Raw genomic sequence first — 17,657 nt, 5'->3', positions numbered from 1 at the left:
GCCCACTAGATGTGGATTTGATGCGTTTCAGGCTGTGGATAAGACGTGGATAACGTGTTCAAGGATAGGGGATATCTGTGGGGACCGAACCAGCCTGATGCGCATGGATTGCGAGGTAAGTTTAGGGTGGTCAAATAACGTACAACTTGCCAATTGCGATGGCTTGAAATTGTCAGGGGATATACCGGGCCGCTATAAGCAATCGCTCGTTCAGAAGAAAACGTTCGATGGCCGCTGCGACGTTCTGCCCCGGCGTACAGCTGCTTAGGCCGCTCCACACCATTCCCGCCGGTTCGCCCCCGCCAAGGGCGCAAACTGCGCCCATTTCGATTCGACGTAATGACAACCTAACTCCAACGCCACCATGCATAGGAGCTTGGGTCGTGTCTCAAGAGAACGAAGTCCTCGAACGCATTACCGCCGCTTTTCGCTGCGCCTTCCCCGTCGTGGCCCTCAAGACGTTCGAAGTTGCCCGGGCGCGCGCTGCGGTCAAGAAAGTCGCTGCGGACCTGGGCCGGCATTACCACGAGATGCCCTTCAAGCTGGTACCGGACCCGGGCCAGATCAAGCAGATCGCAGAGGGCCCTGACGCAAAGCGGGGCGTGGTGATCTTCGATCCGTATTTTCAGGACCGTCAGCGAAGCTCCAGCGAAAACCTGCCTGCCCTCAAGGGCAGCCTCGGGGTCCTCGAAAAATACGGCGTCAGCTACGTCATCGCCGGGCGAGAGGGGCTATCGGAGGAGTTCGTCTACCACATCGACCTGCCGCCCATGTCCAGGGCGGAAGTCATCGCCGTCATCAAGACCGCGGAGCAAGACGTGCAGCGGTCGCTCAATGGCGGCCGCGCCACGGCGAGCGGCGCGGAAGCGTCGATCTTCACGGAAGAGGAACGTGGCGTGGTCGCGAACCACGCGATGGGGCTGAGCCACACCCAGATGCGCAACGTCTTCATCCTGGCGGCAAACAGCCGCCGCAATGGGAAGGAGTACCTGTCGGAGATCCGCCGCGAGAAGCACCACATCCTGCGCGAGGTTGGCCTGGATGTCCTAGAGCCGGTAGAGATCGACACCGTCGGCGGCCTGGAGCCACTCAAGCGCTTCCTGCGCGGCCGTAAGGTGGGCTGGGAGAAGAACCTGCCTCTCAAAGGCGTGCTGCTGGCTGGCGTGCCGGGCGGTGGCAAGACACTCATGGCCAAGGCCGCCGCCGGCGTCTTCGGTACCACGCTCGTGCGCCTCGACATGAACCGTTTCTACTCCAAGTACCAGGGTGAGACCGAGCAGCGGTTCCGTCAGGCCCTGCAGACGATCGAGCAGATAGCGCCCGTCACCGTGCTGATCGACGAGATCGACAAGGCCTTCGCCAGTGGCGAGGCGGACAACGAGATTTCGCGCCGCCTGCTCGGTAGCTTCCTGTACTGGCTGCAGGAGCGCCGGGAGCAGGTCTTCATCGTCGCTTCGGCAAACCGGGTCGCGGCGCTGCCGCCGGAACTGATGCGCGCCGGCCGTTGGGACCGCTGCTTTTTCATCGACCTGCCGAGCGCAGACGAGCGCGAGGCCATCCTGAATATCCATCTGCGGATCGCCGAGTGCCAGGCAGAGGATCTGGATCTTCCTGCGCTGGTGAGCGAAAGCGATGGGTATACCGGCGCCGAGATCGAGCAAGCCGTCACCGATGCGCGGTATCTGGCGGCCGAGCACGACGCTCCGGTAGGCCAGACCCTGCTGCTGCAGGCGCTGGCGGACATCAGCCCTTCGAGCGAGACCCGCAAGGCCGACATCGACGCCATTCGCCGCCTTGGCGAGGACGGATTCACGCGCGCCAACACACTCGACCCAATCGTCGAGACGTACGGCGGACGTGCCCTGGAACTGGGTTAAGAGGAGTTATCAGACATGAGCCATATCGTGAAAGGGAAGGTTACGGTCGCCTACAGCGACGCAGTGGTCTTCAAGACTGCCCTGGCTGAGCTGGGCATCGTGCTGACCAACGAAAGGCTGTACCGGGTCATGGTCGGCTACACCACGGAGCGCTACGACCTGGTGCTTCAACACCCGGAGAGGCCGCAGTTCCGTCTGGGCTTCAATCTCGAGCACGGCCGCTACATGCCCTACCAGGAAGACTACGGTGACGTGGGAGAGTGGACGCGCCGGGTTAGCGCAGAGCTGGCCGATATGTACCTGGCGCAGCACTACGCCGCAGCCCTGCGTGCCGAGAATTACCAGGTGGAGATCCGGTGGGAGAACGGCCATTTGGAAGTGATTGCCGAGGAGGCAGTATGGTGAAGCGCGTAGTGGTGACGATCAAAGCGGCAAAGGTGACCGCCGACTTCCAGGGCTTTGAGGGCAAGACGTGCGAGGACCTGGAGCATCGGCTGCGGCTGGAAGGGACTGAGGTCACCGAGGTCGAGCTGAAGCCGGAGCGTGCATTCGAGCTGCAGGCCGTAAGCACCCAGAAGGTCATCTACTGACGTCGCCGACTACCTACCGCATGGTCTACTCATGAAGAAAAGACACCACTGCACCCTGATTGGGATCGCAACCCTGCCGCCGGTTGCAGCCTGTCTCGCGCTCAACTGGCTTGGCTGGCCATCTGCATCGGTCATCGATCAGCATGTACGACTCTGGGTCTTCGGATCGTTGGCTGTCGTCTGCGCCATTGCCATCCTGTTGTGGCTTGCTAGCGGAGACTTTGGCGCATGGATTTACGGTCCAGTGATCGGCCTTTGGAGCTCCCTGGTATTTGCCGCAGCAACCGATCTTCCTGCAGGGATGATGGTGTTCCTCGAGGTATGCGCCGCGCTGGTGATGCTCGGTGGGCTGATCTTGGCGCTTGCCGATCACTGGTCGCCAACGGCGCCCAGTAGAGCCGCGGGGCCTACCGAGGTCGAACCCCAGCCTGTTAATGCTATGCCGGCTTCAACCCAGCCGGTTGAGCCGCAGCTGCTCCAGCAGCCTAACGCCGCGCCGGTGGATCAGCGCGTCGGTGTCGAACAGCCCGCGGCTGCAGCTATGGATACCGGCCATGTAGGGCGCCGCCTGTTCCTCGACGAAGGACCGCAAGCATGACCTGCTCCGTGCATCAGCAATCTGCCGGTGGCCGGGCCGCAGCGCCCCGGCGCATCGTGATATCTGCAGGGACCGTGACCACCTACCGCATGGTCTACTTATGAAGAAAAGACACCACTGCACCCTGATTGGGATCGCAACCCTGCCGCTGGTTTTGGCCTGTCTCGCGCTCAACTGGCTTGGCTGGCCATCTGCATCGGTCATCGATCAGCATGTACGACTGTGGGTCTTCGGATCGTTCGGCGTCTTCTGTATGGCAGCCTGGGTGTGGTGCCTTGACCACGACTACGACTCCGCAGTCTATGTTCCAACGACCGGTGCTTGTTTCGCAGTTGGACTGGCCTTAGCAACCGATCTCTCTCCAGCGCTGATGGTGTCCTTCGAGGTAGTCGCCGTAGTGGTGATGCTCGGATCCCTATTCTTGGCGCTTGTTGATCACTGGTGGACACCTGGCCCTGGTGGGGCCGCAACGCCTATCGCGGAAAAACCCCAGCCTGTTCGTGCTGTGCAGGCCTCACCTCAGCCAGTTGCGCCACAGCTGCTCCAGCAGCCTACCGTCGCGCCGGAGAATCAGCGCGACGGTACCGAACAGTGCGCGGCCGAAGGGATAGGGATGGATACCGGCCATGTAGGGCGCCGGCTTTTCCTTGATGAAGGAGCGCAAGCATGACCCGCTCCGTGCAGCGGCAATCTGCCGGCGGCCGGACCGCCGCACCCCGGCGCATCGTGATATCCGCAGGGACGGTGACCGGCTTCCAGGACGAAGTGAGCTTTGCCGGCCTGCAACTCGAGTCGTTTGAGCGCAAGCGGGTTTCCCACGTGGTACCGGCCGGCGCACTGAAACGGCTTTTCTTCGGCGCCATTCGCAGCGTAGCAGGAGAGTCGACGAAGCTTGCCACCTGGACCAGGACCTGGCGGTGCGCCTGGCTCGTTCTAGTCGACGAGAAGCGGTATGGCCCGTTCATTGAGCGGCACGAGGCGATCGCCTTCGAGAAGCAGCTGATCAGGGCCCAGGGCAAGCACCTGCCACGAATTGATCAAGAGGCTGGAGCATAGTGGTGACCCGACTGCACGTGTTCTGTTTCGCTCTGCTCTGCTTCACTACGTCGTCTGTGCTTGCCGCACTTCCAGATCTGGAACCACGTAGTCAGCCCAGCTTCGTGGCCAGTAAGGCGTATTTCATCGCCGACGATCAGTACCTGGTGGCAACCAAGCCTGATGGCGCAGACGAGGTTCGAATCTGCCCAGGGCATTACATCGAACGCGCCAGCGGACCAGTGTGCCGTGTCCTGGATCCTGATGGGCTCAATCACTTTCTCGGCGGGACGGTCACCGGCGAGATCTTCACCTTGGATGAAACCGTGCAGCGCCTTTCCGGGGGTAACGGGAGCTTCAAGGAGATGACTCGCTTGCGGGGGGACACCCCGGGCTTCCTATTATCCGTCGCCTATCCCTCTACCACCGGGCCGCAGATGCAGAAATCGTTAGGGGACATCGCCGTAGCGATACCGACCGTGGCGGAAATTGCCGGCCGCTCATTTGCCATCACGTGGTTCCTGGGCGGTATGGGTCTCGTCTTGCTGCTGACTGCTGGCATTTGTGGCCACCTCTGGTGGGAGACTCGACGCGAAGCCTTGCAGCGCGGTCTACAGAACCCCTTGATCCAGGCGTACGCTACAGCAGCGCGAGCGCAGTCTGCAGCGTCTCAGACGACGAGCGCACCAAGGCCTCTCACACATATTGCAGCGGAGCAGACTAGCTCCAGACCGTCCGCGCCGATCGTTTCTCCGAGGGAGGCGCCAACGCCTCCCTCGGTAACGCCCAACAGCGATATAGCGCAGTCTGGACGCAAGCTCTTCCTTGACTGATAGGGCGTGTCGGGTGTGAGCCTGAAACCCCTCTGGACCGTGCGTTTGGCGCGTCGTAGAATCACCGTTCTTGATCTGCAACATGCGTTGCGGTCCAGACGGCCATCCGGCCACCCTCAGCTGCTCTGCAGCACTCTCCCACCCATACGGGCCAATCCCCGTATGGGGAAAGGTCCGTCCATCGATGAGACCTTTCATGAAAAACTCTCGCTTTCTCCTGTTCCTCCTCACCTTCGTGTTGGCGTCCTGCACGCTGCTCGGCTGCACCAGCGCACCTGTACCGCCTGCCGTGCCCGGATCCCTGGTCCAGGCAAAGCGGATCGTGCCGGTCTGCCAGGCAATAGCTGGCAGCTACCAGTGCAACTGGATCGAACTGAACGCACCTGCCGCCCGCCCGGTACCGGCAAGCGCGCGTCGCATCATCCTCTGACCATCACACGGACGTGACGGCTGCGCCCCGCTATGGGGCGCAGCTGGAGATCCAGGAGAGCACCTATGCACTACGCACGCTTCGCCAACGGCAACATCTGGCCTATCGAGGGCTCGACGCTGACCGCCTATGTCGGGATGGGCATCGCCGACGTTCATGACTTCGACGAGCACAACCTTCGCGACCAGGTCCATCAGGCCGCGTTAGGTGCCTTTGCCCTTCGTCGGGTGCAATGCACGGTCGCCTGGGGCAATCCCAAGGAGATCGTGTTCCGGCTGCAAGGCTGGATCGACTGGAGCGCCTTCCCTGTTCGGCCGGACGAGGTCTGGCAGATCAGGGAGGTCATCGAGCACTACGGCAATCTGTTCGGCTGGTCGATCGACGAGCAGATGCACGCGCTGAAGGCGCATGGCGCTCCGGCGCCGGCGGAGGACATCGTGATGCTCGGCTCCGGCCGAGAATTGCGAACCCCCGCTGTGCCCAGTGTCAGCAGTTACGCACGGATCTGCCAGTTCGGGTTTGAGCTGGCCAGGCTCGATGTGCCTGCCGATGAGATCGGGATGGGCCTTCATGGCCTTGTCCGAGCTTGCACGGTTAGTGGTTGATCAATAAAAAAAGCCCGGCATTGCCGGGCTTTTTTTATTTCGTGAATTGAAATCCTGTCGTCCACGGGACGAGCTGGCTGCCAAGGTTTGGGTAGTTGGTAACAAGATGAATAACTTCCCAAGTGGTAAACTTCCTTATCGGCAGTACGCCAAACCGCCTCTTCGGATCTAACAGTTGGAGCCTTTCAATCGATTTGGCTATGGTGGGCGTTGTAGGAGCGCCGCAGACTGTGCAAGTCACTTCAGCGAAATCTGGCATTGTCATTATTAGCAGTGTGTTATTAATACGCCCAAACCGCATTACGAGTCTCATAAGTAGAGCAAGCCGAAATATCCGCACAGTCAGGACACGCCAGAACCGCCTGGGCTTAGCTTTAATCGTTTCAATCAAAGCGGTTAATTTAGGGAAGATGAGTAGTGCGTGCAGCGTATGCAACTCGCTTGCTGATCGGTCACTAACATGACGAAGAAAGAGCCAGCTCTCCAAGCGAACTGTCGATGGTAGGGCCGAGGCCTCAAACAGTTTGGCGTAATCGTCAATCCTCTTGGTAATATTACCCCTTAGCGCCTTAAGCACTTCATTTGGTCGGCCAGCGAGGTGCAAGGAGAGTATATTTCCTCGATCCCAAGAGACCTTAATGTTTTCTGCGACATGACAGCCGAGACCCTGTGAGTGCATGACGCCGACGAATAGATATAGTGCTAAAAACAGAGGAAAGATAATGCTAGGGTCGAATGCGTCTGGCAATACGAAACAAGGGTCATACGACGTTAATTGCTTTTTAATTAATTCGAATCCGATCACAATAAAGCAAAATATAAGCGCCATTGCCCAGCGTTGGCGATTAACTTTCATGAAATAACGAAGTAGTGTGCCTGAGCGGAGAATTATCGGTTTTTTGTTGTTGTATTGGATGGCGTAAATTGCCCAGATTAATAGGAGCGCCACTCCAATAGTCATGAGGATAAACGCCAAAAGCGATTTGGTGAATGGCCAAGCGCTAGGTATTGAACACAGATCCATGAATTTCTCTACTTCATATTTATAGTGCGGATTTCAGTGTTAACTGAGAATTAGGTGAGGAACGAAGCGAGAGCTATCCTTGGTGACCAAGGTGCTGTCCTCTCGAATACCGATTCCGGCCGAACAGTCGCCGATCACCCAGCTGCCGATCAGGGTGTAGTCCTGGCCGAAACGTGGCAGCGGCGCGCAGCGCTGCAGGATCTGGGGCGAATCGCCGTAGGGGCCGTCCACTACCTCGCGTTCGCCGGTAGCGGTGTGCAGCTCGATGTTCGAGCCCTCACGCGAGAAGAAGGGCTTGCGCACCCAGCCCGCCGGTACCGGGGCGGAGCGCGTAGTGTCGACGTGGCATTCCAGCAGATTCGGGTGCCCGCGGTGCATCTCCCAAAGCAACGGCAGCATGCCCTTGTTCGAGATGATGGCCTTCCACATGGGCTCGATGAACTGGGTGTCCGACTTGGCCACCGCCGCGCCAAACTTTTCCTCGAAGATGAATTCCCATGGATGAAGCTTGAAGAGGTGGGGGATCCACCGGTTCTGCAGATCGACGAAGCGACCTTCCTGCAGACCAATCTCCTGCAGGTAGATGTGCTCGGTCTGCAGGCCGGCCTGCTCGGCAACAGCGCGCAGGTAATCGCAGGTGCCTTTGTCTTCCTCGGAGCCGTCGATGGAGGCGAAGTAAAAGGGGTGCTTCAGGCGCAGCGCCTGGAACGCCTGGCCCAGTCTTTCTTCGATGCTGTTGAACTGGTCGCTTCCCTGGGGGAGCAGACCGCGCGCCATGCCATCCTCGAGCCAGTCCCATTGGAACGCTGCCGCCTCGTAGATCGACGTCGGGGTGTCGTAGTTGGCTTCGATCATCTTGGCCGGGCGCTTGCCGTCGTAGACCAGGTCGAAGCGGCCGTAGAGGTGCGGATGCCCCTCTCGCCATGACTCTGCGATCGGGTCGAAGAACGCCTCTGGGATCCCCAGGCGCTTCAGCAATTGCTCATCGCGAACAACACGGCCTACCAGGTCAAGGCACATGTGGTGTAGCTCTTCGGTGGGCGCCTCGAGGTCCTTCTCGACCTGGTCGAGGGTGAAGGCGTAGTAGTGGCGCTCGTCCCAGTAGCGCTCACCCTCGATGGTGTGAAATTTGAAACCGTTGCGCTCGGCCCGGGCCTGCCAGTCTGGTCGTTCTTGATGAGCAATGCGTTGCATGGTGTTCTCCCTAGCCGCCGAAGCTGCCGCCGCTGAAGCCGCTTGCTCTCGCAACGGCGCTGCCGCCAAAGCCCCCACGCGAGGTGGCGGCGGCGGTGTTGATGGAGGACCGGCTACTGCCGACTGAACTGGTGCTGGTGCTGGGGGAGCTGGAATAGCGACTGGTAGTCGGCGGACTCGTGTAGCCGCTGCTTACCCGGGGCGCCGGCGCGGTGTAGGCATTGCTCGTGCGCGCCTGGGTCGAATTGGAGAAACGCGATCCCGTCTCGATGCGCCGATTGAGGCTGGAGGAGGAGAAGCCGCCGCGATCATCCCGGTAGCGATAGACCGGCTCGCTGTAACGACTGGCACCGCCGTTGTTGAGCATGCTGCCGATCAACAGCCCGGTCAGGAGGCCGTCGTTTGAGCCACCCGCATGGCCGGTGTTGGCTGCCGCTTGCGCCGCGGCGATCTGCGATTCGGTAGCGCGCCCGCTGGCGGCGATCTCGAAACCGCCAAATTTCGGCGCGAATTTGCCGGCATCGGCTGTTTCGCAGTAGCCGGCGACGAAGTCTTCCTCGCACTGCGCCTGGGTGTCATAGGTGGGCGCGCGCCGTTTGTGCTCGGCCAGCGCGTTCATGTAGGACTCGGCGCAGATGTTCTCCGGAATGCGCGCGTCGACGCACTGCTTCACGGAATCGAAGGACGCCACCTTGTTGAGGACGTGGCCTTTTTCCGGGGCATCGCACCCGCTGACTGATACGACCGCTACGGCGAGCAGGGACAGCTGGACTCGTGAACTGCGTTTCATGGCGATCTTCCTCAGGCGCTGGGCGTCATGCAGGCGGCGTTGATCAGGCCTACGGCGATGGCCACCGCCGCGACGTAGATGCCGGCTGCAATCTCGCCGTTCTCGATGCGGGTGCGCAGCGGCCGCAGCACGAGCGACGTCGCGAAGAACGCGCCCAGCTGGATGAAGGCGCCCAGAACGGCCCAGACGACGAAGTCGAGCAGGTTCACGGAATAGGCGATGACGTTGCTCGCCGGCAAGGCAAATCCGATGATGGCGCCGCCCAGGGCGATAGCCGCTGCGGTGTTGTTTGCCCGGATCAGCGCCCATTCGTTGTGCGGGGTGACCTTGGTGTAGGCGAACTGGAACAGCGCGAGCAGGACGCACGCTGTTGCGACGTACAGGACGAAGCCCAGCAGGGCGGTCGGATTGAGGGACAGGGTCAGGGTAAGTTGCAGGGCATCGAGCATGGTCGTTCCTTGATTTAGATGAGGTCGTGGGCGAAGAGCGTCAGGCCACGCGAGGTTGAAACGGATACCTCGCCCTGGGCGTTTTCCTCGACCGAGAACAGCAGGAACTCCCGCCGGCCAGGGATGCCGAGGTCGCGGCTGTAGAGCATGGCCCGGTGCTGCACCTGGTCCCGGTGGTCGTTTGCCGGCGGAAAGCGCTCGGTAAAGCTCTGGAGCTCTGCTTGATTGCCGGCGGCACCCCAGTCGCGACTGAAGGTGGTTCCGTCGAGCAGGTAGGTGGGCCGGCCGATCGGGCTGCCGGGGCCGGCGGTCTGTACCAGGTGCTCTTGCGACTCCATAGGCACCCAGCTGAGGTAATTGAACAGGACGATCGATTCGACCTGTCCGTGCTCTGTGTGCACCTGGAGCCAGTAGTCCTCATCAGCAAGGTAAACCCGGTAGAGCTGGGCGCCAGCACCGAGGTCAATGACGCCGATGTTCAAGATTGGCTGCGCACCGGGGAAGTCAACCAGCGTCAGGCCAGTCATGGCGCTGGGCAGCTGGGGGTCGATGGTGAGGGGAAGACCCTCGCGCAAACCCAGGGGATAGCCTACGACGAGTTTTCCGGTTGGCACGGCGCTGAAGCCCAGTGCGCTGCGGATACGTTGCAAGAGTGACATTGAGGATCCTCGTGACGGTCGGAATGGCAGTTAGCCGCCGGCAAGGTCCGTTACGCGTTGCCGGCAGGATCACGCTACCGGCAAAGGTAAATATGCAAGCGCCGAAGGGGTGGCGAGTTCGCCCCGAGACAGGGCGTGAACCGGGCGCTGGCCGCCGGTGCATCACGCCACCCAGCGTGACCAGGCATGAGATAGCGCGGACCGGTGTGGTCGTCGCGTGGGGTGGTCTATCTGTCCAGCCAGGCGAGTGCACAATGGGCGATACCGTAAAGCACTGCTGGAACCAATATCGCTGCCAACAAATATATGCTGAAGATCCGGAAAAACTGTTCTGCAGATTGGATATCGTGCAGCACTACGATAGCTGGCACCGCTATCGTGCAGATAAGAACGATGAGCACTCTAAGGATCATGTTGGCATCACTTGCTACTTGCTACTTGCTACTTGCTACTTGCTACTTGCTACTTGCTACTTGCTACTTGCTACTTGCTACTTGCTAGTTTGGCTTTTTCCTTTTCTTCCTTGGCATCCTTTCTATTTTCGCTCCATACATAAAGATAGATGCCTGCGATGGCAATAGCCGCGACGAGGCAACCCGCGCCCATCACGTACGAAATAAAAATGTCGAAAAACTGTTCAATCGATTGGATATCGTGTGCCGGGATGACAGTAAACACGAAGACGAAACAGGCTAGAAGGATCAAGAGAGCGGCAGGCATATAGATGGGTCCTCAGAAAAAAGTGATGTTAAAACTTGACCATTTTCAGCTAAATGGCTTGCTAGACTGGTCCAGCGTTGGATCAACGAAGTCTGGATTGGCTCGCGTGATCTTCGTCAAAGGTGTTCTGGGCTCTTGCATATGAGCAAGTAGCAACCGGAAAAACATGGCGAACATAGCGAAACCCGGTGCCGCCCAAAAACAAACCTCCACACAAAGAGTCATTAATGAGCGCATGAGACCTTCAGCATCATTCATCTCGTACAGAGCTGCCGTCATTGTTCCTAGGGTAAAAGGAATAAACCATAGGCTCGTCCGTGCAGCCGTTGTCAGTTCCTCACGACGAGCTTGTACAAGATCTTCACCGTGCTCAACAATCATAAATTAACCTATCACTCCGAAGCGAATAAGTTGAAAAAGAGGCACTCACATTCGCGTCTTAATAAGTTTCGCCAGCTGTTCGACTCCTTGGAATGGCGCCATGCTGAACGTAGAGGGATTTAGAGCGTCAGGTAACCCAGGCAGAAGCATCTGCCCGGATACCTGATCCCGCGTCGGGACAGCTGACGTCAGGCGGACGGCTGCTTCAGTCGTTCCAGCACGGCGGCTGCACTCTGCTTGCCGAGTGTGATGCCGGCATTCTTCAGGCGCTCGTCGAGATCAGCACCCGACGCCTCCTTGGCCAGCTGCTCAGCAGCGTCCTGAGTCGCCGTTTGCTGCTGCAGGCGCTGCTCCATGCGTGCGAGCGAGTCAACCGCGGTCTTCATCCGGCCATTTGCCTGTCCGCTGGCCAGGGAGGCGTTCGTCCGGGCGCTGTGGGTGACCTGGTGCGCCTTCGCGACCTGGATACGCTGCTCCAGCTGCTGGATGGTGCCGGCCGAGGTATCGAGGCTGCCTTTGATGGAGGCGATGTTGCGGGCATAGTCCGCAGCCATGCTGCGCTTCCCTTCGAGGGCGGTCTCGGTGCGTGCGATCCGGCCAGCTACCTCTTCTGCCAGGTCCTGCGCGCCTTTTTCAAGCGCGGCGCGCGCGGCTTTCTCGTCCTGCTGGATAGACGCCTCCAGCTGCTCGATTTCGCGCTGCACGAGGGTCTGCTGGCCCATGAGGGTCGCCAGCTCACGCTTGCCTTGATCGATCGCTGCCCGGGCATCACGGATTTCCTGGTCGATGATGGTAGTCGCGTTGGCGTCGATCACCGCGGTACCGGCCTCGGTGACCTTACCGCGGAACAGGGTGACGAGTTTGGAGAGGATGGAGGGGCTGGTCATAGGGGATCCTGCTGCTTAAAGAAGGATTGGAAGGTCGCGGCCGCGGTCTGCACGTTGGTTGCCAGGGTGAAGATCTCGGTCAGTACGGTGGCCAGATCGGAGCCGGCATGCAGCGAGCCATACATGACGTAATGGCCAGTGCCGTCAGCTTCGGTCTCGAGGCCGATAGCGGAAAGCGGGAACAGGCTGCGAGATGAAAGGACTGCAGCATTGAAGGCCTGGGCGTCGCTGACCGCCGCAGCGGGCACGAGAGCCGAGTCGACCACGACCACGTCGTTGACGACAGCGATGTAGAGCTCGAGGTCGCCCATCGCCGGCAGCACGACGCGAATCGCGTCTTGCTGGTCCAGGAGGGTGACGTCGAAGGCGAAGTTGCTGACAGAAACGCCAGACGCCAGCGCGGCGTAGAGCGTGGAGGGGGTCCAGTTCGGTGAAGGCATGCATCGCTCCTTGGCGGTGGCAAATAGCAGCGTGACGCTGCCAGAGCCAAGCTTGCCGCCTTCCGTGGGAATGCAACTCCGAGTTCGCCCCGCCTGGGGGCGTGAACCCAATATTCCGCCCATATGCGGCGCCTTCTAGGCCAGCAGAGTGGGTTCCTGGCCCGAATGTCCGTCGAGCCCCGCGACACTGCGGACGGGTACAATCCACGTCTCCGCTTCACCCACGCCCGGGCTTGCCGCGTACCCGCCGCGAGGCCAAATGTTGCGGCGAGAGTCCGTCTATGAGTGGCCTCGCTGCCCCGATCTGATGACGCTCAGAGCGATGCGCGCTGTGCTCGCGAACCACAACCACCCGACGAGGGCCAAGGGATGCTTCCCGATTTCAAGAACGAGCCAGTCGAACGAGACCTCGACCGAGTGCTGCAGCAAATGCAGACCCTGGATCGGCGGGAAGCGCTTGGCGTCGGCGCTATCCATGCTTACCTGTCGGCGCGTCCTTTCTTTGCCGGCCGGCAGGGCCTACTGGCGTGGGGGCTGGTGCTGATGTCCTTGAGCATTGCCGTCAGCGTCGCCGGCGGCTGGCGCTGGTGGATGGCGATCCTGCCTTCGATGGTTCTGGCGTTCCAGATCGCCGCGTACGTCTGGCTGCACAGGGAGGCCACCGAAGGCTATCGCCTGGTCAAAGACAAAATATCGCCCCGCTACCTGGCCGCGGCTGTGCGGAATCGCGCGCTGCTAGACCGCGTGTTCCGGGAGCAGCTTCTCAGGGGGGGACACGGCTCTGCCGGTGAGTGATCGTGGGCAGCCGCCTGGCTGGGCGCGCCAGCATCCTCAGTCCCTAGACCTCCATGCCCTAGAGCCTGGATAGCAGGGATTTGATCGCCGACAGCAAGCCACCAGGCGCGGGCTCGGACTCGGTCTGTCTGGAGGCCTCGCGATAGGCTGCCATCAGGGAGGCATCGCGGGAGAGCATTCGGAGCACGCACATGTTCGCATCCGGCGTCGGCTTTTCGAGATGGTAACCGTGTCGATCCCGTAGATAGGCAGCAGCTGCTGCGCTTCTCGATCTGCCGGCCTGGCAGTTGATCACCACGAATACGCGCTCCGCCGCCAGAGTATCCAATCGAATTCGCAACTCCTCTGCCTTGGGCATCAGCAGGTAGTCCCGAAAGGTGCGTTCGAAATTGCTGCCATACAGCGCGATGGTCTCCTCATCGAAGCCTGCGTCGATGAAATGGTGGTAGCTGACGCTTTCCCAATGGTTTTCGTCGATCGCTGCCGGGTCCTCGGGCCCATCGGAGATAGACACTAGGTGGCTGCCGGCGGCTGGCCGGAATCGTTCCGCATCTCCCCGGGAGAGGAATAGGCACTGCGCTTCGTGAGCTTTCATTTGAGGTGCATCGATCCGGCTAGGTGAGGTATCGCCAGCGCCGGCACACGGCCGCACAGGCTTACTGCCATACCTTGGCATCGCCCCAGCAGCAGAATGGGCAGGTTCACCCCCTTTTGGGGCGCAAATAAGCCATCGACTGAGCCTTACTAGCGCTGATCATTCCCTGGCCGCGATACGCAGTGGCCTTTGGCCGTTAGCTACACGCGGCGACCGAGCCCAAGGCGGGAACGGTAAAACCGGCACGCAACGAGCAACAGCCGCTTTCATCAAGTGAGCTTGAATCGGGCGTGTGCGCATCGGAGGATCTAAATGAGCGCCATTCACCGCTTTCGAGGCTGTCTGCTAGTCGGATGTATGGGTGGGTTAGGTATCGGAGCCCTGAGCACACTGGCAGGCGTCGGTGTGCAGGGCACAGCCATCGCTTGGGCGTCCTGGTATTACTGGGGCTGCCTAGGTATCTGCAGTGCTTTTGTTGTCGGTTTCAAAGACGTCCGCGGACAAGCAATGTGGCCAGCTGCTTTCGTTGTCGCGATTGCGTTGATGGCTTTCGGTGGCGTCGGGATTTATCACGTCGGCGCGCTGATCGGCGACGGTACGAAGCCGATCGGCTTCACCTACTCGGCACACTGGTACTTCACCGTATGTGTCTGCCTCGGAGGTTACGCCGCGTTGGTGATCGGTATCGGTATGGCCAGGAATTATGTTCTGTGGATGTTGGCGTTCGCCATAGCAAGCGGCTTACTGATGGCTTTCGGCATACAGAAATTCCCCGATGTGCCAGATACCAATGGCGTTGCCGAGCGGCTACAGCATGATCTCGAAGCCTCAGCCGGCGTCGTTGCCCGTGTCTTCATGTGGATAGCGCCAGGGGCGCTGGCCGTAGCCTACGGTCTGATTGCGTTTCTAGCGTCGAAGGCGAGAGTAGCCCGCAAACTCACCGCTGCGTGACTGATGCCACCTGGTACGGGCCGGCGCAGAAGCAGGACGCTGCGTAGTTGAGCTCGTGTGGCTTTTGCCCAGTGCGCCGGCTCTGCCTCTTTAGAAAGCGATATCTGGTACGCACTGCACCCTAAGGGTGGTGACTGCTGGTCCAGCTCTAGCTGAAATTTTCCGTCAGCTCACGCACCTGTGTGGCGCGGATAACATCCCCCCGAAACTGGAGAACTAGATGAAAGCGATTAGCCGTTTGTTTTGGAGTTTGGTAGCTGGCTCTTTCTTGGGTACCGGTATCGCGTTTTTCAGCGTGCTGATTGGCAACGGCGGGGAGGAGCTTGGCTTCACTGCCTGGACGTTCTGGTACTACACGATCTGCATGGGGCTGTGTGTAGGTTTGCTGGTCGGCTTCGATACCGTCCGTAAGCACGCTGCTTGGATGCTGGCATTCGCGATCGCGATCGGACTCGTCATCAACGTCGGGTTCGTGGGCATGATGGATGTGCAAGCCACCGGCGATATGGCCGAGCGGATGCAACAGCAGCTAGAAGCTATGGCGCAGTTGATGGCTCAGGCGGTGATGTATGTGGCGCCGGGCGGGGTGGCCCTGGCCTACGGCCTGGTCGCTTACGACACGGTGCGGTCGGGAGCAGGGCGCCGCTTGGCGGCGCGTTGACTGGCGCGTTCATACGGCTGAGGCCTAGCGACACGTAGGCCTATCCTCTTAGCCGCGGCACCGGCCCTCTACCGCGGCGCCAATTGATCGAGGCTTCCGAACGCATCTTGCTTCAGCAGCGCCTTCACCGCGCGGGTGCGGCGGGTCTGCAGCATGTTCGGGGTGCCACGCAGCATTTCCACTGCGCCGGCAATCTGCCTCGTGCGAGATCTCAGCCAGTTGGCGTCGGAGCTGATCGTGGCTCCGGCGTTGCCGGCCATTAGGGCCTGGACCTTGTCGTGTAGCTCATCTGTCATCACCACGCGTCCCAGGATGTGGAAATCGTCGTGCGTGAGCGTGCGACAGTCGGCTGCGGTCATTGCGGCAAGGTTGGACGGGATACCGGCGCAGAAGGCGTTGGTACCCAGAAGGCCGATCGCCTCCTGCAGCAGCTCGCCGGCTGATAGCGAGCCGGCCTGCAGGGGAATGATTACCCTGGCGCCGGCGTCTATCCAGCTCCGTATGTCCTGCGCATACCGGTGCCAAAGGAGCAGAGTCGCCTGCTGATCGCCCACTACGTCTGGCGCGACGATGCTCAGGTTCTCCGGCCGAATAGTCGTGGTGCACAAGGCGCGATAGCGCGTGAGAACCTTCTGCCAGTCCATGGCCAGCTGCCGACGGAAAGCCGTAAACGCACCCGAATCGACGAATACCTTGCCGCCCCTGTCCAGGTGATCAGGCAGGGAGCGCAGCTGCTGCCTGAGCGTCACTCGGTCGGCGACGACTCCAATGGCTATCCCGACATCGAGGGCGGCCTGCAGATCGCTATCGGCGGTGAAGCCGGAATGGAACGCGATGGTCCAGGTGAAAGGAGTGTGCATGGCAGGCGACTCGCTGGGGAAAATGCCTACCCTGTCAGTGTTTTGAAATACGCAAGTCACAAGCGCGCTAATCGACGCTCTAACGCCTCTAGCCCGGTATCTGGAGTGCGGACTTGCATTTTGAAAACTCGTGGGACCGTCGATCTACCCCAACAGAGGTAGTAGATATGACGAACCAGTGGTTTGAAGCGAAACGCCTAGAAAGGCGATGGGCTGTCATCCGCCGTGCCTTGACCCGACGCGGTACCAACTTGACTCAGTTAGCCGAAGCTAATCAGCTATCCAATTTGCGGACCGCCGCGAGAAAGCCTTTCCCAGCCGCGGAAAGCGCTATCGCGCTAGCACTTGAGGTGACCGTCGAGGCGCTCTTCCCGGAGCGCTACGGAGTCGTTTGGTCTGAGCGTGCCCAGAACTCCTTCGATGAGCTCCTCGATCATCTCGGTGGCGCCACTGCCGCACAAGCGGGAATGAAAGGGTTCGGGATACATGTAGCCCAGTGGGAGACGCGGCCGGTTGATTTGGCGGATTACCCAGGGTCCGAGCCGCAGCGCCTGCGCTGGATCAAGTCCAATTTGCGTCGACGTCAATTCGTGCTTGAACACCTCGCCCATCATGCAGGTGCAAGGCGTAGCGCGCTCGACGGCCTCGGGAAAACGTCCCATGCAGAGCTACAGCGAATGATTGCACGATGCCTGGGCGTCGCGCCTGGCGCTCTTTGGCCTGAGCGATACCGCCACGGCGGCGAGGCGATCATCAAAGGCAGGGATGTTGTCGAGCAGCCAGAACGTGCTATCGAAGAATACGACCGGCTTAGTCTTCGGACAGGCCTTTGGCTACCGCTACGCGACCTGGTAGGCCTACCTGGGCTCCAAGGACGCTTTACGGCAATCCGCCGGCACGCAATTGCTCGACGGTGGATCCTCCGCTCCCGATTCGAAGTTACTGAAGTGCTTTTCTCGTCGCTACCCGCTGAAACGAAAGTGCATCTGTTATCCCTCAGCTCCGATCCCGAAATTGAAAAGCGCCTGACCCTCGTGCATCCATCCGAGCAGGTGAGCCTGTCATGCGCTCACATGGCAGAGAGCCTGTTCGCGGAGGTGGAATCCGCCGATGGAGGGGTTCATCTCAACGTCAGCGATGGAGCTGGTGCGACCTACAACATTCGGATCTGCCGTACGGCGATCCCAGCGCTTGCAGTCGCGTTGCTCGGTCAGGCGAGCGATGGGACTGAAGTGCTGGATTCGCAAAGCTAGGTTCATCCCTCAAAGCGGTAGGAATTGAAA

General features: G+C 60.2%; 24 protein-coding genes. 12 read left to right on the top strand and 12 right to left on the bottom strand.

Annotated elements, in window-relative coordinates:
- Positions 1-383: 383 nt before the first annotated feature.
- The 4 genes from LRS53_RS23735 to LRS53_RS22080 are packed head-to-tail and all read left to right on the top strand — an operon-like array spanning position 384 to position 3,065.
- Positions 384-1,877, top strand: a complete 1,494-nt coding sequence (locus LRS53_RS23735; protein ID WP_231357337.1) for an AAA family ATPase — start codon at positions 384-386, stop codon at positions 1,875-1,877.
- Positions 1,878-1,892: 15 nt separating this feature from the next.
- Complete coding sequence (locus LRS53_RS22090; RefSeq protein WP_231357336.1) at positions 1,893-2,282, top strand: hypothetical protein; 390 nt, start codon at positions 1,893-1,895, stop codon at positions 2,280-2,282.
- Positions 2,276-2,467, top strand: a complete 192-nt coding sequence (locus LRS53_RS22085) for a hypothetical protein (protein ID WP_231357335.1) — start codon at positions 2,276-2,278, stop codon at positions 2,465-2,467. Before LRS53_RS22090 ends, LRS53_RS22085 begins: the two co-directional genes overlap by 7 nt.
- A 31-nt stretch (positions 2,468-2,498) precedes the next feature.
- Positions 2,499-3,065: a hypothetical protein gene (locus tag LRS53_RS22080; protein WP_231357334.1), complete on the top strand. Its 567-nt coding sequence runs from the start codon at positions 2,499-2,501 to the stop codon at positions 3,063-3,065.
- Between the two features lie 514 nt (positions 3,066-3,579).
- Here the strand turns inward: LRS53_RS22080 and LRS53_RS22075 are convergent.
- Positions 3,580-3,729 (bottom strand): hypothetical protein, encoded by a 150-nt coding sequence (locus LRS53_RS22075; RefSeq protein WP_231357333.1) that lies wholly within the window; start codon positions 3,727-3,729, stop codon positions 3,580-3,582.
- Positions 3,730-3,731: 2 nt separating this feature from the next.
- On the opposite strand from LRS53_RS22075, the gene LRS53_RS22070 reads away from it, so the two are divergent.
- From LRS53_RS22070 to LRS53_RS22055, 4 genes are all read left to right on the top strand, one after another.
- Positions 3,732-4,121 (top strand): hypothetical protein, encoded by a 390-nt coding sequence (locus LRS53_RS22070; RefSeq protein ID WP_231357332.1) that lies wholly within the window; start codon positions 3,732-3,734, stop codon positions 4,119-4,121.
- Between the two features lie 2 nt (positions 4,122-4,123).
- Complete coding sequence (locus LRS53_RS22065; protein ID WP_231357331.1) at positions 4,124-4,933, top strand: hypothetical protein; 810 nt, start codon at positions 4,124-4,126, stop codon at positions 4,931-4,933.
- A gap of 196 nt (positions 4,934-5,129) precedes the next feature.
- A complete protein-coding gene (locus LRS53_RS22060) occupies positions 5,130-5,363 on the top strand; it encodes a hypothetical protein (protein ID WP_231357330.1) in 234 nt (77 codons plus the stop codon).
- A gap of 65 nt (positions 5,364-5,428) precedes the next feature.
- Complete coding sequence (locus LRS53_RS22055; protein ID WP_231357329.1) at positions 5,429-5,968, top strand: hypothetical protein; 540 nt, start codon at positions 5,429-5,431, stop codon at positions 5,966-5,968.
- 34 nt (positions 5,969-6,002) lie between these two features.
- On the opposite strand, the gene LRS53_RS22050 is transcribed toward LRS53_RS22055, so the two are convergent.
- The 9 genes from LRS53_RS22050 to LRS53_RS22010 form a co-directional block, all read right to left on the bottom strand.
- Positions 6,003-6,992 (bottom strand): hypothetical protein, encoded by a 990-nt coding sequence (locus LRS53_RS22050; RefSeq protein ID WP_231357328.1) that lies wholly within the window; start codon positions 6,990-6,992, stop codon positions 6,003-6,005.
- A gap of 39 nt (positions 6,993-7,031) precedes the next feature.
- Entirely contained in the window at positions 7,032-8,186 is a 1,155-nt protein-coding gene (locus tag LRS53_RS22045; RefSeq protein WP_231357327.1) for a glutathionylspermidine synthase family protein, read from the bottom strand.
- Positions 8,187-8,196: 10 nt separating this feature from the next.
- Complete coding sequence (locus LRS53_RS22040; protein ID WP_231357326.1) at positions 8,197-8,976, bottom strand: DUF1190 domain-containing protein; 780 nt, start codon at positions 8,974-8,976, stop codon at positions 8,197-8,199.
- Between the two features lie 11 nt (positions 8,977-8,987).
- The gene (locus LRS53_RS22035; RefSeq protein WP_231357325.1) at positions 8,988-9,425 is read right to left on the bottom strand and encodes a DUF350 domain-containing protein; all 438 of its coding nucleotides are present in this window, start codon (positions 9,423-9,425) and stop codon (positions 8,988-8,990) included.
- Positions 9,426-9,439: 14 nt separating this feature from the next.
- Positions 9,440-10,084, bottom strand: a complete 645-nt coding sequence (locus tag LRS53_RS22030; RefSeq protein WP_231357324.1) for a DUF2491 family protein — start codon at positions 10,082-10,084, stop codon at positions 9,440-9,442.
- A 483-nt stretch (positions 10,085-10,567) separates the two neighbouring features.
- On the bottom strand, positions 10,568-10,804 hold the full coding sequence (locus tag LRS53_RS22025; protein WP_231357323.1) for a hypothetical protein: 237 nt from the start codon (positions 10,802-10,804) through the stop codon (positions 10,568-10,570).
- Positions 10,805-10,849: 45 nt separating this feature from the next.
- A complete protein-coding gene (locus LRS53_RS22020; protein WP_231357322.1) occupies positions 10,850-11,185 on the bottom strand; it encodes a hypothetical protein in 336 nt (111 codons plus the stop codon).
- Positions 11,186-11,373: 188 nt separating this feature from the next.
- Positions 11,374-12,072, bottom strand: a complete 699-nt coding sequence (locus LRS53_RS22015) for a PspA/IM30 family protein (RefSeq protein ID WP_231357321.1) — start codon at positions 12,070-12,072, stop codon at positions 11,374-11,376.
- Positions 12,069-12,512, bottom strand: a complete 444-nt coding sequence (locus tag LRS53_RS22010; protein ID WP_231357320.1) for a DUF2170 family protein — start codon at positions 12,510-12,512, stop codon at positions 12,069-12,071. Before LRS53_RS22010 ends, LRS53_RS22015 begins: the two co-directional genes overlap by 4 nt.
- A 369-nt stretch (positions 12,513-12,881) precedes the next feature.
- Here LRS53_RS22010 and LRS53_RS22005 point away from each other — a divergent pair, with 369 nt between their 5' ends.
- On the top strand, positions 12,882-13,307 hold the full coding sequence (locus LRS53_RS22005) for a hypothetical protein (protein WP_231357319.1): 426 nt from the start codon (positions 12,882-12,884) through the stop codon (positions 13,305-13,307).
- Positions 13,308-13,365: 58 nt separating this feature from the next.
- Here the strand turns inward: LRS53_RS22005 and LRS53_RS22000 are convergent, their stop codons facing one another.
- Positions 13,366-13,902 carry a hypothetical protein gene (locus LRS53_RS22000; protein WP_231357318.1) on the bottom strand — a complete coding sequence of 179 codons (537 nt, stop codon included), beginning with the start codon at positions 13,900-13,902 and terminating at the stop codon, positions 13,366-13,368.
- Between the two features lie 312 nt (positions 13,903-14,214).
- Here LRS53_RS22000 and LRS53_RS21995 point away from each other — a divergent pair, with 312 nt between their 5' ends.
- Both LRS53_RS21995 and LRS53_RS21990 read left to right on the top strand, forming a co-directional pair.
- Complete coding sequence (locus LRS53_RS21995; RefSeq protein WP_231357317.1) at positions 14,215-14,853, top strand: hypothetical protein; 639 nt, start codon at positions 14,215-14,217, stop codon at positions 14,851-14,853.
- Positions 14,854-15,073: 220 nt separating this feature from the next.
- A complete protein-coding gene (locus tag LRS53_RS21990) occupies positions 15,074-15,514 on the top strand; it encodes a hypothetical protein (RefSeq protein ID WP_231357316.1) in 441 nt (146 codons plus the stop codon).
- Between the two features lie 68 nt (positions 15,515-15,582).
- On the opposite strand, the gene LRS53_RS21985 is transcribed toward LRS53_RS21990, so the two are convergent.
- On the bottom strand, positions 15,583-16,374 hold the full coding sequence (locus LRS53_RS21985; protein WP_231357315.1) for a hypothetical protein: 792 nt from the start codon (positions 16,372-16,374) through the stop codon (positions 15,583-15,585).
- Positions 16,375-16,541: 167 nt separating this feature from the next.
- Between LRS53_RS21985 and LRS53_RS21980 the strand changes: the two genes are divergently transcribed.
- Positions 16,542-17,627: a helix-turn-helix domain-containing protein gene (locus LRS53_RS21980; protein ID WP_231357314.1), complete on the top strand. Its 1,086-nt coding sequence runs from the start codon at positions 16,542-16,544 to the stop codon at positions 17,625-17,627.
- Positions 17,628-17,657 lie beyond the last annotated feature (30 nt).

It is taken from the genome of Pseudomonas sp. PLB05 (assembly GCF_021106615.1).
Classification (GTDB): domain Bacteria; phylum Pseudomonadota; class Gammaproteobacteria; order Pseudomonadales; family Pseudomonadaceae; genus Chryseomonas; species Chryseomonas benzopyrenica.
The sequence above is the reverse complement of the archived record's forward strand: the minus strand, read 5'-3'. Positions and strand labels throughout refer to the sequence as shown.

Coding starts and splice junctions, on each gene's coding strand:
- LRS53_RS22045 (WP_231357327.1), bottom strand. CDS start 8,186: ATGCAACGCATTGCTCATCAAGAACGACCAGACTGGCAGGCCCGGGCC.
- LRS53_RS21995 (WP_231357317.1), top strand. CDS start 14,215: ATGAGCGCCATTCACCGCTTTCGAGGCTGTCTGCTAGTCGGATGTATG.
- LRS53_RS22010 (WP_231357320.1), bottom strand. CDS start 12,512: ATGCCTTCACCGAACTGGACCCCCTCCACGCTCTACGCCGCGCTGGCG.
- LRS53_RS22070 (WP_231357332.1), top strand. CDS start 3,732: ATGACCCGCTCCGTGCAGCGGCAATCTGCCGGCGGCCGGACCGCCGCA.
- LRS53_RS22080 (WP_231357334.1), top strand. CDS start 2,499: ATGAAGAAAAGACACCACTGCACCCTGATTGGGATCGCAACCCTGCCG.
- LRS53_RS22035 (WP_231357325.1), bottom strand. CDS start 9,425: ATGCTCGATGCCCTGCAACTTACCCTGACCCTGTCCCTCAATCCGACC.
- LRS53_RS21990 (WP_231357316.1), top strand. CDS start 15,074: ATGAAAGCGATTAGCCGTTTGTTTTGGAGTTTGGTAGCTGGCTCTTTC.
- LRS53_RS22085 (WP_231357335.1), top strand. CDS start 2,276: ATGGTGAAGCGCGTAGTGGTGACGATCAAAGCGGCAAAGGTGACCGCC.
- LRS53_RS21980 (WP_231357314.1), top strand. CDS start 16,542: ATGACGAACCAGTGGTTTGAAGCGAAACGCCTAGAAAGGCGATGGGCT.
- LRS53_RS22015 (WP_231357321.1), bottom strand. CDS start 12,072: ATGACCAGCCCCTCCATCCTCTCCAAACTCGTCACCCTGTTCCGCGGT.
- LRS53_RS22030 (WP_231357324.1), bottom strand. CDS start 10,084: ATGTCACTCTTGCAACGTATCCGCAGCGCACTGGGCTTCAGCGCCGTG.
- LRS53_RS22055 (WP_231357329.1), top strand. CDS start 5,429: ATGCACTACGCACGCTTCGCCAACGGCAACATCTGGCCTATCGAGGGC.
- LRS53_RS21985 (WP_231357315.1), bottom strand. CDS start 16,374: ATGCACACTCCTTTCACCTGGACCATCGCGTTCCATTCCGGCTTCACC.
- LRS53_RS22000 (WP_231357318.1), bottom strand. CDS start 13,902: ATGAAAGCTCACGAAGCGCAGTGCCTATTCCTCTCCCGGGGAGATGCG.
- LRS53_RS22040 (WP_231357326.1), bottom strand. CDS start 8,976: ATGAAACGCAGTTCACGAGTCCAGCTGTCCCTGCTCGCCGTAGCGGTC.
- LRS53_RS22060 (WP_231357330.1), top strand. CDS start 5,130: ATGAAAAACTCTCGCTTTCTCCTGTTCCTCCTCACCTTCGTGTTGGCG.
- LRS53_RS22025 (WP_231357323.1), bottom strand. CDS start 10,804: ATGCCTGCCGCTCTCTTGATCCTTCTAGCCTGTTTCGTCTTCGTGTTT.
- LRS53_RS22050 (WP_231357328.1), bottom strand. CDS start 6,992: ATGGATCTGTGTTCAATACCTAGCGCTTGGCCATTCACCAAATCGCTT.
- LRS53_RS22090 (WP_231357336.1), top strand. CDS start 1,893: ATGAGCCATATCGTGAAAGGGAAGGTTACGGTCGCCTACAGCGACGCA.
- LRS53_RS22020 (WP_231357322.1), bottom strand. CDS start 11,185: ATGATTGTTGAGCACGGTGAAGATCTTGTACAAGCTCGTCGTGAGGAA.
- LRS53_RS22005 (WP_231357319.1), top strand. CDS start 12,882: ATGCTTCCCGATTTCAAGAACGAGCCAGTCGAACGAGACCTCGACCGA.